This is a genomic window from Thauera sp. WH-1, from assembly GCF_047806685.1.
Taxonomy (GTDB): domain Bacteria; phylum Pseudomonadota; class Gammaproteobacteria; order Burkholderiales; family Rhodocyclaceae; genus Thauera.
The window spans coordinates 1-13,264 of sequence record NZ_JBLQGP010000019.1 but is presented as its reverse complement, the minus strand read 5'-3'; the positions used below and the strand labels follow the sequence as shown (position 1 = coordinate 13,264).

At 59.8% G+C, this 13,264-nt stretch carries 12 protein-coding genes and 1 pseudogene; 10 read left to right on the top strand and 3 right to left on the bottom strand.

Going from position 1 to position 13,264, the window contains the following annotated elements; all coding sequences use genetic code 11:
- Positions 1-20 precede the first annotated feature (20 nt).
- Positions 21-641: a hypothetical protein gene (locus tag ACMV5O_RS16565; RefSeq protein WP_416164499.1), complete on the top strand. Its 621-nt coding sequence runs from the start codon at positions 21-23 to the stop codon at positions 639-641.
- Between the two features lie 254 nt (positions 642-895).
- On the opposite strand, the gene ACMV5O_RS16560 is transcribed toward ACMV5O_RS16565, so the two are convergent.
- Together ACMV5O_RS16560 and ACMV5O_RS16555 are read right to left on the bottom strand one after the other, a co-directional pair.
- A complete protein-coding gene (locus tag ACMV5O_RS16560; RefSeq protein ID WP_416164498.1) occupies positions 896-1,552 on the bottom strand; it encodes a hypothetical protein in 657 nt (218 codons plus the stop codon).
- Between the two features lie 525 nt (positions 1,553-2,077).
- Complete coding sequence (locus ACMV5O_RS16555; protein WP_416164591.1) at positions 2,078-2,212, bottom strand: hypothetical protein; 135 nt, start codon at positions 2,210-2,212, stop codon at positions 2,078-2,080.
- 206 nt (positions 2,213-2,418) lie between these two features.
- On the opposite strand from ACMV5O_RS16555, the gene ACMV5O_RS16550 reads away from it, so the two are divergent.
- A complete protein-coding gene (locus ACMV5O_RS16550) occupies positions 2,419-3,270 on the top strand; it encodes a hypothetical protein (RefSeq protein WP_416164497.1) in 852 nt (283 codons plus the stop codon).
- Between the two features lie 155 nt (positions 3,271-3,425).
- Here the strand turns inward: ACMV5O_RS16550 and ACMV5O_RS16545 are convergent.
- Positions 3,426-4,340 (bottom strand): annotated as a pseudogene (locus tag ACMV5O_RS16545) (IS1634 family transposase); the annotation flags it as partial.
- A gap of 762 nt (positions 4,341-5,102) precedes the next feature.
- On the opposite strand from ACMV5O_RS16545, the gene ACMV5O_RS16540 reads away from it, so the two are divergent.
- The 8 genes from ACMV5O_RS16540 to ACMV5O_RS16505 all read left to right on the top strand — a co-directional run bounded on the left by ACMV5O_RS16540 (position 5,103) and on the right by ACMV5O_RS16505 (position 12,996).
- Complete coding sequence (locus ACMV5O_RS16540; RefSeq protein ID WP_416164496.1) at positions 5,103-6,083, top strand: AAA family ATPase; 981 nt, start codon at positions 5,103-5,105, stop codon at positions 6,081-6,083.
- A complete protein-coding gene (locus ACMV5O_RS16535) occupies positions 6,080-6,802 on the top strand; it encodes a hypothetical protein (RefSeq protein WP_416164495.1) in 723 nt (240 codons plus the stop codon). Before ACMV5O_RS16540 ends, ACMV5O_RS16535 begins: the two co-directional genes overlap by 4 nt.
- 270 nt (positions 6,803-7,072) lie before the next feature.
- Complete coding sequence (locus ACMV5O_RS16530; protein ID WP_416164494.1) at positions 7,073-8,029, top strand: site-specific integrase; 957 nt, start codon at positions 7,073-7,075, stop codon at positions 8,027-8,029.
- Positions 8,026-9,000, top strand: a complete 975-nt coding sequence (locus ACMV5O_RS16525) for a tyrosine-type recombinase/integrase (protein ID WP_416164493.1) — start codon at positions 8,026-8,028, stop codon at positions 8,998-9,000. Before ACMV5O_RS16530 ends, ACMV5O_RS16525 begins: the two co-directional genes overlap by 4 nt.
- Positions 8,990-10,006, top strand: coding sequence for a tyrosine-type recombinase/integrase (locus ACMV5O_RS16520; protein ID WP_416164492.1), 1,017 nt, complete (start codon positions 8,990-8,992; stop codon positions 10,004-10,006). Before ACMV5O_RS16525 ends, ACMV5O_RS16520 begins: the two co-directional genes overlap by 11 nt.
- A gap of 654 nt (positions 10,007-10,660) precedes the next feature.
- Complete coding sequence (locus tag ACMV5O_RS16515) at positions 10,661-11,740, top strand: tetratricopeptide repeat protein (RefSeq protein WP_416164491.1); 1,080 nt, start codon at positions 10,661-10,663, stop codon at positions 11,738-11,740.
- Between the two features lie 19 nt (positions 11,741-11,759).
- Positions 11,760-12,290 carry a hypothetical protein gene (locus tag ACMV5O_RS16510; protein WP_416164490.1) on the top strand — a complete coding sequence of 177 codons (531 nt, stop codon included), beginning with the start codon at positions 11,760-11,762 and terminating at the stop codon, positions 12,288-12,290.
- A gap of 22 nt (positions 12,291-12,312) precedes the next feature.
- A complete protein-coding gene (locus tag ACMV5O_RS16505) occupies positions 12,313-12,996 on the top strand; it encodes an SOS response-associated peptidase (RefSeq protein ID WP_416164489.1) in 684 nt (227 codons plus the stop codon).
- Positions 12,997-13,264 lie beyond the last annotated feature (268 nt).

Here is a 13,264-nt window from a genome sequence, read left to right as displayed (position 1 = left end):
AGACAAAGATTTGCAACGACTTGGATTCGAACAACCGGCACTTTCTGAGGACCAGCGGGACCATTCAAAATGATGAATCCGAGGCAATCCATGGTGTGCGCGTCGGTCCCGATGACGTCGAACGGTGCAGTGGCAAGATTGAACGACTGGGGCCCGGTGCCAAGGTGCTGACGATCTGCGATGTCCTCCCCGAACCAAACGGCGGTCGTTCGAGTGTTTGTCGCAACGTATCGGGTGACGTAGCGTTCAATCGCACGCCGCGCGTTCGACCTTCCGTCATGCGGGTATTGCCCGCGTGGTATCCTCGGTCGCTTATCCGTGCCGACTGGCTTCGTGAACGCATCGATGAAGTTTCGGACGACCCCGCGAACATCGGGTTTCCGGCCCGCAATCTTCTCGCCACCGTTTCCCTTCTCGATCATCCGGTGAAGCAGTTCGCGCCAAGGCTGATTATCACTAATCCATCGCTGGAACTGCCCCGCCGTCCCCGCGCCATCGCGAACACGCTTGTAGTCGTGAAGGCGAAGGTGGCTTATCAACGCAGCCCAACCTACGATGCCTTCGCCGGTAAGGGGGTTCGGCAGAAGGCAACGGTTCAGTTGTCGATAAAAGACCTCCTTTGTACATCTTGCTTCGGCTAGCCCATCTCTGAGCGATCCAGCGCTCAGGTAGACCTTGATGCCCTTCTGAAGCCGATCGAATCGCGCGGAGATCTCCGCGGCCCGCTCTTGGGCTTGTTCTAGGGATAGGTGTGGATACCACTCGGACAATTCCTTGGCTGTAGGTTTTTGGGCAGAGGGCCACAATTCGCAATCTCGATACTCGAAGGGTATTGTCTTGAAGGTGTACGTCTTCACAGCATCGGGGGATTTAACTTCGTCGGTCGATGGCGCGCTCAACATTCTTTATCACCGACGTGATGAAACTGCGTCAAGCCATGCAGAGGAACTTCGGCGAGATCAGCGCGGACGACGCCATTGCAAAGCATATCGAGAACTGCTGCCCCCACCAGGGCCCGATTCGGTCCTTCTTCCAATGCGAGGACCTCGTCGAACGTGGCCGTGCGCCTTCGTTCTAACAGGGCCAATACCTTGCGCTTTAGCTCCGCAAGGGGCCAGTGGCGTGCCGCGGCAATCCATGCGATGGCTCGCATCGCGTTGCGAAGTCGCATCGGATTCACCGTCAGTTCATCGAACGTCAAAACCTCAATCGCCGAAACCTTAGCAAGCGCGCCTCGCCCGATGGCTTTGCGAAGGTCTTCAACAAGATCAGCAGTATCTGGTTCAGAGTGAATTAATCGCCGCCAAACCATGGTGTCGTCACGCATTCTGATCTCGGCATCAATCAAAGATGCGACCGGTTCACCCGCCGCACTGGCAATGGATGTGTAGGGTGCGTAGTTCACCGTCCTGACCTTGCTGTCGAATTCGCAGGTCAGAAAGTTCAGGAATTGCAGTTGCCCAGTTAAGACAACATCTTTCTGTGCTTTCGGACTGTAATGCAGCATAAGGTCTGCACTGCTTTGACCGCGGGCCTCATAGGCGAGTGCCATTTCGCCTCTCATTTGAGTGCCGAGTCGATGGCCTTGGCCTGCGCGCCCGTTGGGTGGCTTGGCGGTACTCATCGGTAAAACCACCTGTGCGATTTGGCAGGCGGCGAGTAGCGGACGATGGGTCCGATCGCACGCTCATGGAGTCGGAGTAGGGCATATCGGCGCCCGAGATCTGAAGTGATTAAGAATTCCGACAAGCATGCTTTATGTTTCATCCGTGATCTCCGCGAGTCCATGAGTTAACGCCGACAGCCCAACAGGGGCGGCGAGTGGATCAAGAAAACCAGTTGATTTCCGAAACCTTAACTAGGAGACTACGGGGTTCAACAACCTAGAACCCTCTGTGATTTTCCGCTAAGGAGACTACCGCTCTCGCCAAAGAGTGATAGCTGTTCTGTTTTCAACAGGCCATATGCCGTCCCTAGCGGGAGCGTTGCAAGACTGTCCCAGCGAACTTGAGGCGTCGATTGCGGCCAACGACAGCGTAGGCCGAGCCGTCAGCAACCCACCAAGACCCCTGTACTCTCAATAAATTCTAACCTTCATGTCATGATCCAAAGCAGAACGGCCCGGAGATCGTCGATCGTCGTCGCCATCATTCGCCGCTTCGTCGCACAGGCTGTCGATGAAGAAGACGCGCGCGCTGGTGTGATCGCCCATGGTGCGGATGCGCTCGACCGCTGCGAAACCGGCCGGGTCTTGGCAGTGTGCGTCCTCGCTCCAAAATTGGGAGCGACTCGGGGGCAAGGCGCGTTGAAATCGTTGGACTGGGCTCGGACTAGATATTGACGACGCCGATTCAACTCGATTGTTGCGCCCTGAGGTGGCGGGATAATTGGCGATTTTTCCGGAAGAGGGGGATCTATATGAAGGATGGCGAGGCAAGCGGAGTTTTACCGAGGCGAGGTAGACACCATCTAAATGAAACGTTCAGATGGCAGGCGCGGCTCGAAGCTGCCTATTTCAAGAGCCGATGGCGGCACGGAGCTTCTGCCGCGGATACGAAATTTGCGCTGGGCTGGGGCGGGATTCGAACAGGAGCATATTCTCGAAGAAAAGCGTTCGAAGGACTCTTCAACGAGGAGACGCGCCTCCCGCGGGACGTTGTCGACTGCCTAGCAAGAGATCCTGAATTTGCCGCGATGGCGGATATCTCGATTTCGCCGTTTTTCAAGGTCGTCGCAGCACCGATCGCGACAATCGATGAGGCAATGGGATATGTCGAAATTTGTCTCTCCTATCTTCGCCTGACTCGAATGTCCGTTGGCGTTGAAGAGGAGTGGATGTCGGCACATCCCGAACAGTATCAATCGACATCGGACGAGGACCGACCTGTCGAGGTGTCCTCCGCGTGGCAATCCTTGACGCCCCTCCTCGGGCAGAGGCCTGTCAAGTTGGCAACCTTGGCCTTGCTTGGTGCCCTATACAGGGAAGCGTACTTGACGTTTGAACTCGAGACGGCGCAGAAGCTTGGCACCTGGTTCTGGGTACTGTTGGAGGAGTATGTTTCCAATCCACGCCTGGATGGCCTACAAGACGGCTTCCTTGATTTCGTGGTGGGCCGCGTGCTCTACGGGAAGGAGGCGGGTGATGCGAGCCGTGCGATGAATCCATATGCCCCTCAGCGATTGCCCGGTCGGCCAATTGGAATTCTCTTGCCGGCCAATGATCCTGAACTCGAGTTGTTCATCAAGACACGAAGTTCTGGGGCAGGGTAGGTAGAGGCCCTGGGTAACATCCGTTTGCTTCTTGATGAATAGTGTCACCCGAGTTCGACAGTCACGCGCGCAAGTGATTTTTTTCGCTAGAGGGCACCTTCAAAAAAGTTCCACTACAACAGCGCCAACTGCTCCGGCGCCGCTGGGTTCTCGAGTCATAATCCATGAGGCACCTCGCCCTGCTCCGTGCTGAGCGTCGACGCCCCGACCACCGGTTCGCCGCTGTTCAGGGGCACCCGGTGCTGCTGGATGCACTGTAGTACTTACTCTATTGCCCGCTCGGACGTGCATCCCGCGTCCGCTCCCTTGAGTCGAATACTATGACCCGATCATGGATTAGCGCCATGAAACAGACCAACGCATGCCCGCGGATCCGCTCGGGTATGCGGTGATACACCGGGCCGATCTCGATCTCGGACTTGAGCACCCTGAATCCGCGCTCGATGTCGGCCAGCAACCTGTAGCACTGAAGCACGTTCTGCGCGGACATGCCCTCGCCGTTGATCAACAGCAGCAACTTGCCGTCCATCATTTCGGTAAGACGCTTCGCCCTATCGTCGATGTGGTAGCTGAAGAGTTCTTAGCCCAGATCAACCTTGAGAATGAGCGACCGGTGTGCTTCGCTGATCGCGTGGTAGAAGCGCGCCTTGGAGCCGCTGTCCGAGTGCCGCGCCCGCGGAGCGTCACACCTTCGTCCTGCTCTCGGTGAGCTAGCCCGACCATTGGTCTGCCTAGCGGCTCAGCGGTCGAGACGCGCATTGCGCTGCTCGGCCTTGGTGGCCGAAGCCATTGGATCGTGCGCGACCACCAACCGCAGCCCGCTCCAGGGGTGCTCCGCGATCACTTCCTGGGTGGGCGGTGGTGCCGTTGTTCGTAGAAGGGTTCGAACTCGCTGTAGCCCCGGCCCGGCGCCGCATCGATGAATTCGAGCGACTCGTCGCTGGCTAGCCGCACGGCCTTCAGCGCCTCGAGGTGATCCAGGCTGACCAGCCTGCGGTCGGCGACCAGCACCAGGCGCTGCGCCGATAGGAAGCGCTCAAGCACCTCTTGGTGAGCGTGGGCAACAGGGGGTTCTCATCCACCACGTGCTGACGCACTCGGGGCTGCTGCCGACCGGGTGTCACTGACCGCCACACGTGCTGGACCGTGTTGAAGACGTGGTGCGGGAGTCTTTTGAGCTCACGCTGGAGGACGGCTCCGAGGTACGCTAGGGTTTCACGCTTTTCGACTCGAGCGCCACGAAAGCTACAAGTTGTGAGGAAAAATCGAGTGCTTTGACGATTTCTCGAGTTCAGCGGGCGAGGGCGAGGGTGGTGCGAACTTCTGGTTGTCGGCCTCAGCTGCCGTTGGTGTTTTCTATGCAAAATGACCGGAATTGTCCAGAATGCTGACACTTATCCAGCCTGCGATCGGCACGCTGTGAACTATTAACCTCCGAAATTGGTCGGGAATAACTACGCATGGCAATGCTGGAATCATTGACATTCAAGGACCTGAATGGGCGTTCTAGGGTGATTAGGTTCATCACAAAGGAGACGGAAGCATCTCCCCGAGAGTTTCAAACGACCATTATCACGGGACGGAACGGATCCCACAAAAGCACTCTGCTCAGAGAACTCGTTGCTGCATTGACGATTCCAGATAACGAGTCTTCGATTCAATTCTTAGGCAGGAGTGATGTTCCCGTTCATGTAGTCTGCACATCGGGTTCGGTTGCTGACAGATTCCCTTCCAAAGAGCTTCCAGGGAGAGGCCATTCGGAGTTTGACGTACCCAATTATGTATACCTTGGACAGCGGGTCGGCCCAAATCTCCTGAGCAAAAAGAGGCCATTGGAGACCTTCCTTACATTTGCTTTGGGCGAAGACAAGGCAAGTAGATTCTCATGGGATTTTTTCGATGGCGCTCACAAATTTGCCGGAATTAGGCCGCATGTTGAGTATGAATTCCTCCCGCGGCGAGGTTCATCCAAAAACAACAACGAATGGCTCGATATATTGGGCACTATTCAGGCGATAGCAAAAGGGAATGATTTTCCCCGAGAAAGACCTTGGCCTGATGTATCTAAAGCCATGGCGGATTGGCTATTGGGCGAATTTCATTACGAAGATTTCAATGAGCTTGAACGCCTTCTCGCCAGCAAGAGGAAAAGAATACGCCTGTTGCTTGGCGGAAATGGAGCAATTTGCGAGACCGCATCAATTGCCGCTATCCGCCTAGGGATTTTGACTGACATGTTAAGCCTTACAGATGCTAAGGTGCGGTCCCGTTTAAATTCCTCAGAATTCTCTATATTTGACCTCAGTTCTGGTGAGTATCACATGTACACCAGCATTCTTGGGCTTGGGTTTGGGATGCGTAGTTCTTCTGTCGTTCTTATAGATGAACCCGAGAATAGCCTCCATCCGCATTGGCAGCAGGAGTTCATGGATTCGGTTTTTGGGATCGGTTCGCAAGCCCTAAAAAATGGCCATATCTTGGTCTGCACGCATTCTCCATTGATAGTGAGTGCCGCGTTAGATGGAAGCACTATTGTTGACTTGACCGACGAAGTTCCTTCGATTGAGGTTACCTCCTTTGGAGCCTCTTCAGACGAAGTCCTATTTTCGCAGTTCGGTGTTGGGTCCAGTCGCAATCGCGTCGTCGTGGACACTGTCCAACGCGCTGTGTCGATTGTGGAGCGCGGGGGCTTTAATAACCCAGAACTTGAGACGATCACGCCAGAGCTCAAAACTATTCGACTGGCGTTGAGGCCTGGCGACCCGCTCGTTGACGTCATCAATGCATTGTTGGGTGAGGACGATCTCCGATGAACATTGGTTTCGATAAGATTTCTCCTACCCCAAAGTACCCATTGGGCATAAATGCGGCTCAGCTATCATCCTACGACTGGAGCAGTAAAGCTGGGGTGGTATTGCAGTTTAAAACGGCTCTAAAAGCGGATCTGCGTACTGCCCAATTGGGTAGGTGCTGCTATTGCCGACGGATACTATTCGATGATATTTCTACTCATATCGAGCACTTTATCGAGAAGGCCCATTACCCCTTGTTCACGTTTGAGATAAGGAATCTCGCACTTTCATGTGGCACCTGCAATACACAGAAGAATGGCAATAACAAATTGCTTTTGTCATTGATAAAGAAAAGAGCAGAGCGGCAAGGCAAAGCGCCCTTGTCACGTTGTCCGACGTTAGCCCAAGAGCTTTCGCCAAATGCTACTTTGCCAAGCGATCCGCAGCATTATCGCTGGGTGCACCCGCACTTGGATAAATACTCGGAAAACATTCAGATTGAAAAGGGGTGGATATTTGTTGGGAAAACACTCAAAGGAAGTCGAACCATTCGAGGAGTAAGTCTGAATGCGCTCGCTCAGATTGAGCGCAGGGCACTCTTCGAGCGTTTGGCGACCAGAGGTGGAATGCTGTCAATATTAGTGGGATTTATTTCAGAACTGGAACAACATAAGGCAAAGGAGGTTGCTGCAGTGCTTGCGAGGGTATTGCGGCACCGTCGAAACTTGCCATCCCCATAACCTGAAAGGGCATTAGAGCGGGCAATATGAACTGGCCCGAGTTGTGTAGAAACTGCGCAGTCAACTCTGTGACCTACTACAGACGTTCATGAGTGAGGGGCTGAACGGCTGCAATGGCCGATTATGTAGATGCCTCGATTATGTTGAGCGTCCGGGGTAGCAAGCCGTAGATCCCAGTGTGCTCGAGCTTTTGCTTGCCGGGATAGGAGTCTGAGCTCGACATAATTTCAGCGCTCTCCTGAAGTGGAGTTTCTACTCCAGGAGACGCTCATGAACCCATCCGCCCAATCCCGGCGCACGCAACCTGCGTGCCCAGGCGCAGCCCTCTCCGATGCCATCGCCGACGAACTGCGGCGGTACGACGACCACTTGCATGACGTCCGTGGCCTTGCGGCAAGCACACGCCGCAACCATTGCCGCATCGTTGGTCTGTTGTTGCAGAAGAAGTTTGCCGGCGGCGTCATCGACATGGCCAGGCTGCACGCAGCCGATGTTCAGCGCTTCATCGCTCGGCAACTGGGAGACAGCCCCTCGCATTCTGCCGCTGCGCAAGTCGCAACCGCCTTGCGAAGCTACCTCCGCTATCGGACGATCTGCGGCGACTCGGTTGCCGGTCTGAGCGCAGTCATCTCCTCACCGGTGCAGTGGAACCTTGCAGTGCTGCCCCGCGCCCTCAAGCCGGACGAAGTTCAACGGCTGCTCGCCGCACTCCCTTATGGACGCAAGCCCCGGCGAGGTTATGCCATCGTCCGCTGCGCACTGGACATGGGGCTACGCGCTGGCGAGATCGCGAACCTGTCGATCGACGACATCGACTGGCGAGAAGGCACGGTCACGCTGAAGGGGACGAAGTCGCGACGGCGGGACGTCCTGCCGCTGCCGATGACCACCGGGCAAGCCTTGGCGGACTATTTGCAGCATGAGCGCCCGGCAACCCCAAGCCGGGCAATCTTCCTTTGCCGCCGCGACTCGCGGGACGTTCCGGTCACAACCTATGCGATTCAGAACGTGATCCGCCGGGCGTGCCAACGGGCCGGCTTGCCTGGTACAGGATCGCACGTTCTGCGGCATACGCTGGCGTGTCGCCTCGTCGAGAACGGCGGCTCACTCAAGGAAGTTGCTGATGTCTTGCGGCACCGGTCTCTGGAAACCTCCCGGATCTACGCGAAGCTCGACACGCCAAATCTCGCCGACGTTGCGCTGCCCTGGCCGGGGAGTGAATCATGAGCCGACGCCGAAGCCTGCAGGCCAGAATCGACGACTATCTGGCCGAACGCCGTCGTCAGGGTTTCCGTCTGCGCTCCGGTGACGCCTTCCTCTCCAGGTTTGCCCGCTTCGTGGCGGCCAAACGCCATCGTGGTCCGCTGACGGCCGAACTCATGGCCGAATGGGTGCGTACCGCCAAGGATGGCAATGGCGATGCAGGCACCTGGGCGCGCAGCTGGGGACGACTGCGGCACTTCATCTGTTACCTGCAGCAGTTCGAGCCGGATACCGAGGTGCCCGAGGCATCGCTCTTCGGTCCGGAACCCGGCCGCGTTGCACCCCACATCTACTATGACGACGAGATCGTCGAGTTGCTCGCGGCAGCACGCACACTCGGCCCCACTGGCAGCATTCGGCCCTTCACCTACGAAACCCTGTTCGGTCTGATGGCTTCGACCGGACTGCGCGTTTCCGAAGCCATTCACCTGCGCGATGCGGATGTCGACCTCAAGCGCGGGATGCTGACGATCCGGCAGACCAAGTTCGCCAAGTCCCGGCAACTGCCGATCCATCCGAGCACGGTCAAGGCGCTGGCTTGCTACCGAAGACAGCGCGAGAGGCATCTTCCGACGACGGCCGGCATGCCGTTCCTGATCAGCAGTCGCGGCCGCCGACTGGGGCTTCCGCTCGGCGATCGACAGGCACATCGCGTCTTTACGGGCCTGCGCGACAGCCTCGGCTGGATCAATCGTGGCGGACACGAGGCGCCCCGCTTGCACGACTTGCGCCACACCTTTGCCGTCAGGCGGTTGATCCGCTGGTATGCCGACGGTGCCGAGATCGACCAGAAGATGCTGGCCCTGGCGACCTACATGGGCCATGCCGAGATCTTCTACACGTACTGGTACCTCACCGGCGTTCCCGAGTTGATGGCGATCACAGCCGGGCGGTTCGAGCAATTCGCCGATCTCGCGGGAGACGATGATGCGTAGGCAAGCCAAACCACCGCCATCGTTTCCCGCGCTCGTACAAGCCTTCTTCGTCGAGCACCTGACACAACAACGCGCCCTCAGCCCGCGCACTGTGGCCGCTTACCGGGATGCCTTCATGCTCTTCCTGGGCTTTGCCGAAGTGCGCCTTGGCCGGTCGCCAGCGCAACTCACGCTGCCCGACATGACGCCCGATCTGATTATGGCCTTCCTCGACCATCTGGAACGCGATCGGCACAACTGCGTGCGTAGCCGCAATGCCCGTCTCGCGGCGCTGCGTTCGTTCCTGAAGTTCGCGGCGCACCGCGACGTGTCATCGCTGCAGGTGATTGAACATGCGCTCGGCGTTCCGTCAAAACGGTTCGAGCGCCCGATGCTCGGCTATCTGTCCCGGGAAGAGATGCTGGCGGTGATCGGAACGCCAGATGGGACGTGGTTCAGCCAACGGGATCATGTGTTGCTACTGATGCTCTACAACACCGGTGCGCGGGTTTCAGAGATCGTCGGCGTGAAGGTCGGCGATGTCGTACTCGACGATGCCGCCGCTTGTGTTCATCTGCATGGCAAGGGGCGCAAGCAGCGCAGCGTGCCGCTGTGGCGCTCAACCATCAGGGCGATCAGGGCTTGGCTTCGGCGAAATCCGCCGCTCGATTCGAACTCGCCGTTGTTGCCAAATCGCGATGGCCAAGCGATGTCGCGATGGACCGTGATGCAGCGACTGGAGCGCGCCGTCCAGGCGGCCGCGAAATCGTGCCCCGACTTGGCGGCACGTCACATCTCGCCTCACATGATTCGCCATACGACAGCAATGCACCTGCTGCAGGCCGGTGTCGACGTCAGCGTCATTGCGCTTTGGCTCGGCCATGAGAGCCCGGCAACGACGCACCAGTACGTCGAGGCTGATCTGGCGATGAAGGAGAGGGCGCTGGCCCGGCTTCACGAGCCAGAGGCCAAGCTCAGGCGCTATCGGGCACCCGACTCGCTGATCGACTTCCTGCGGACGCTATGATTATGTGGAGATCAAAATCCGCGCCTGCCGCCCCAGTCGGGCGGTTGGCGCACGACGCCCATGGCGGCTCAACATAATCGAGGCATCTACATAATCGGCCTTATGTGGATCTCCACATAAGGCCGACGAGGAGCCATCCATCCAAATCTGGGGGCCGACAGAACTACCGAATGGAGGAACTGATCTGGGAGCCTGCCGATCCATCGCGCCTAGGCACGGGGCATCGACACGGTCGACTTGCACTTGGCAATCAGGGGTGGCGACTACATGCCTCCCTCCCATCGGTAGCTGACCTCGGTTCGGAAACCTGCACCCTGGCCGTTCTGGCCCCGGGTGCAGGATCGAATGAACTTCAGCCATATGCCCGTCCCGCACGACCGTCCCAGTTTTCGAGTCATCTCACCGCGCCAGGCGGCAGGCACAGCTTTCTTGGGCTTGCTTGTCCCCAACCGCTGGGGAAAGGGATGTGGGAGATCCTGTGGATAAGCGATGGCAGGCCAAGTGGCAAGCCAGATCTACATGCTTGCCTATTCCTGAGGCAGTTACCCTGTAGATGGAGCGTAGGGATTGCAGAAGGCCCGTCGGGCCGGAACGCTTGGCCCTCCTGTGCGACAATCGGCCACCGAATTTCCCTCGCACGTTGATTGAATCGTCATGACCACCCGCCAAGCCCCCGAAATCTTCCAGATCCCGCTCGACGACCTCGACCCGGCGGGCCTGCCGCCGCGCTGCACGGCCGAGTTCGAGCAGGCGGTGATCGGGCGCTACGCGCTCGACTACGCGGCGCGCGGCTGGCAGGCCGTGGTGGCAGTCAACGATGCGTTCGTGCGCGTGGTCGCGGTCCCCGAGCGCGGGGTCGAGCCCAAGGCCTACGTGCTGGGGCTGCTGCAAAACGGCTTCCTGGAGGATGCGCTGCCGGTGCTCGAGGCGCTCGACGGCATGCTGGACGACGCCGAGATCGCCTACAGCCACGGGCTGTGTTTGTCCGAACTGGGGCGACCGGCAGAGGCGGTCGCCCCGCTGCAGCGGGCGCTCGAACTCGACCCCACGCACGCGAACGCGTTCATCGCGCTCGGGGTAGCGTTCGCGCGCACCGGGCGCGCCGATGAGGCGGTCAACGCGTTGCGCGACGCGGTCAAGGTCGAGCCGGAGAACGCCTTCGCGAAGCGCAACCTGGCGGCGGTGCTGATGCGCTCCGGTCGGGCGACCGAGGCGCTGCCGTTCTTCCGCCAGGCGGCCAGTCTGGCGCCGGCCGATCCGGGGGCGCAGCTCGGGCTTGCGCAGTGCCTGGAGGCGCTCGGGCCGTCGCACGTGAAGGAGGCGGCCGAGCAGTACAAGGCGGTGGTGAAGCGCTTCCCCGATCACCAGGCGGGCGAGATGGCCGAGGAGGCGCTCACGCGCATCGGTCACGACGAGCTGCGCGCGGCGGTCGACGGCGGGCTGCGCATGGATGCGGTGATGTACATGCAGGCAGCGCAGGACCGCTTCGCCAAGCTCGACCAGGCGAAGGTCGGGCAGATCGTGATGGAGATCGCGCTGCTCGGCCGCAACGGGCTCGAGATCAACAAGCCGGCGGTGCGCTACACGCTGCAGAACCTCGAAGGCGAGTTCTCCGGCCTGGCGCTGCTGGCGTACATGCACGTGGGCTTTCGGATGTTCGACCCGAAGGGCGACGCCGGGACCGGGCTCGATCGCGAATACGAGGCGGCGGTGAAGATGCGCCGCGAGCGCTGAACCCGGCGAGGACCCCGACATGAGCCAGCTCCCCGAACGCTACCGGGCGGCGATCGCGCCGCTGATCGACAAGGCGCGCGAACTCCTCGAGCAGGGCGAGGAACTCGTGCCGATGGCCTTCGTCGGCAACTTCACCACCGGGGCCACGATCCCCACGGCGCTCGTCATGCGCTCGCCGGGCGACAAGGACGCAGCGGCGCGCGCGGTGAAGATGCTCGCCGAGCAGCTCGACGCCGACTTCGTCTTCGTGCTGATCGAGGCCTACAGCCTGCGTGCCGACAAGGTTGCCCGCTACGAGGAGATCCTCGACGAGTACGGCTCGCTGGCCGACTGCCCGGCGAGCTGGCGGATCGACGTGGTGAGCCTGTCGCTCGAGACCCGCCACGGCGTGTGGGTCGCCCAGGTGCCGATCAGGCCGAAGGGGATCAGCAAGAAGAAGCGCACGATCGGGGTTCCCGAGTTCCGGCATTACACCGACGTGCAGGGGCGGTTCACGGATCTGCTGCCGGTGAAGGAAGGCGAGGGCGGGCCTTCCGGCACCCTACACTGAGGCCACCGGGGAGGGCGCGCGCATGTGTGGTCGTTACGCCCTCTACGGTCCGGTGTCCCGCCTGCGCGAGGCGTTCGACGCGGTGCCCGAAGGCTTCGACTTCGATCCGCGCTGGAACGCGGCGCCGATGCAGTGGCTGCCGGTGGTGCGCCAGCGGGCGAACGGCGAGCGGGTGATCCACCGCCTGCGCTGGGGCCTGGTGCCGTCGTGGGCGAAGGACGAGGCGATCGCCACCAGGTTGATCAACGCGCGCGGCGAGTCGGTCGCCGAGAAACCTTCGTTCCGGGAGGCGTTCCGCCGCCGGCGCTGCATCGTGCCGGCGAACGGCTTCTATGAATGGCAGCAGCTCAGTGACCGGCAGGGTGGCGGCAAGCAGCCGTTCTACATCCATCCGGTCGGGGGTGAGTTCTTCGCGCTCGCCGGGCTGTGGGAGCGCTGGACGAGGCCGGCCGACGGGGAGGAGCTCGACACGTTCACGATCGTCACCACCGAGGCCAACGCGGCGATGCGGCCGTTGCATGACCGCATACCGGTGATCCTGGCGCCGGGGGATTGGTGGGCTTGGTTGAACGGGGCGACTGCGGCCGAGCAGGTGCAGGGGCTGGTGCGGCCGTGTCCCGAGGCGGCGCTGGCGGTGTATGCGGTGGGTAGGGCGGTCGGCAACGTGCGCAACGAAGGCGCCGGGTTAATCCAGCCGCTCGTCTAGCTGCTCTGCTTTCCGTCGCTCGCAAGTTGCGCGTGATTATCGAGTATCAATGGCCCCATCCAGGCCGCCAGTCACGCGGCAGCCGAGCTGCCGTCGGCGCGTTCTCATTGTGGGAGAATCCATGCCGTCATCCTCAACAACAAGCACACCCGATGGCGCAAATATCCCCGGCTCTGGAGACCCTCCGGCATGATGCCGGCCTGTACCGCGAGCTTGATGTTCTGGACCGTCTGCAGCAGTCGCTGCCTGGCGGTTACGAGGTCTTCCA

What these genes read in the sequence shown, in the direction of transcription:
- ACMV5O_RS16535 (WP_416164495.1), top strand. Translation starts at nt 6,080, where the DNA reads ATGAACATTGGTTTCGATAAGATTTCTCCTACCCCAAAGTACCCATTG.
- ACMV5O_RS16525 (WP_416164493.1), top strand. Translation starts at nt 8,026, where the DNA reads ATGAGCCGACGCCGAAGCCTGCAGGCCAGAATCGACGACTATCTGGCC.
- ACMV5O_RS16530 (WP_416164494.1), top strand. Translation starts at nt 7,073, where the DNA reads ATGAACCCATCCGCCCAATCCCGGCGCACGCAACCTGCGTGCCCAGGC.
- ACMV5O_RS16515 (WP_416164491.1), top strand. Translation starts at nt 10,661, where the DNA reads ATGACCACCCGCCAAGCCCCCGAAATCTTCCAGATCCCGCTCGACGAC.
- ACMV5O_RS16520 (WP_416164492.1), top strand. Translation starts at nt 8,990, where the DNA reads ATGATGCGTAGGCAAGCCAAACCACCGCCATCGTTTCCCGCGCTCGTA.
- ACMV5O_RS16505 (WP_416164489.1), top strand. Translation starts at nt 12,313, where the DNA reads ATGTGTGGTCGTTACGCCCTCTACGGTCCGGTGTCCCGCCTGCGCGAG.
- ACMV5O_RS16560 (WP_416164498.1), bottom strand. Translation starts at nt 1,552, where the DNA reads ATGGCACTCGCCTATGAGGCCCGCGGTCAAAGCAGTGCAGACCTTATG.
- ACMV5O_RS16550 (WP_416164497.1), top strand. Translation starts at nt 2,419, where the DNA reads ATGAAGGATGGCGAGGCAAGCGGAGTTTTACCGAGGCGAGGTAGACAC.
- ACMV5O_RS16555 (WP_416164591.1), bottom strand. Translation starts at nt 2,212, where the DNA reads ATGGGCGATCACACCAGCGCGCGCGTCTTCTTCATCGACAGCCTGTGC.
- ACMV5O_RS16510 (WP_416164490.1), top strand. Translation starts at nt 11,760, where the DNA reads ATGAGCCAGCTCCCCGAACGCTACCGGGCGGCGATCGCGCCGCTGATC.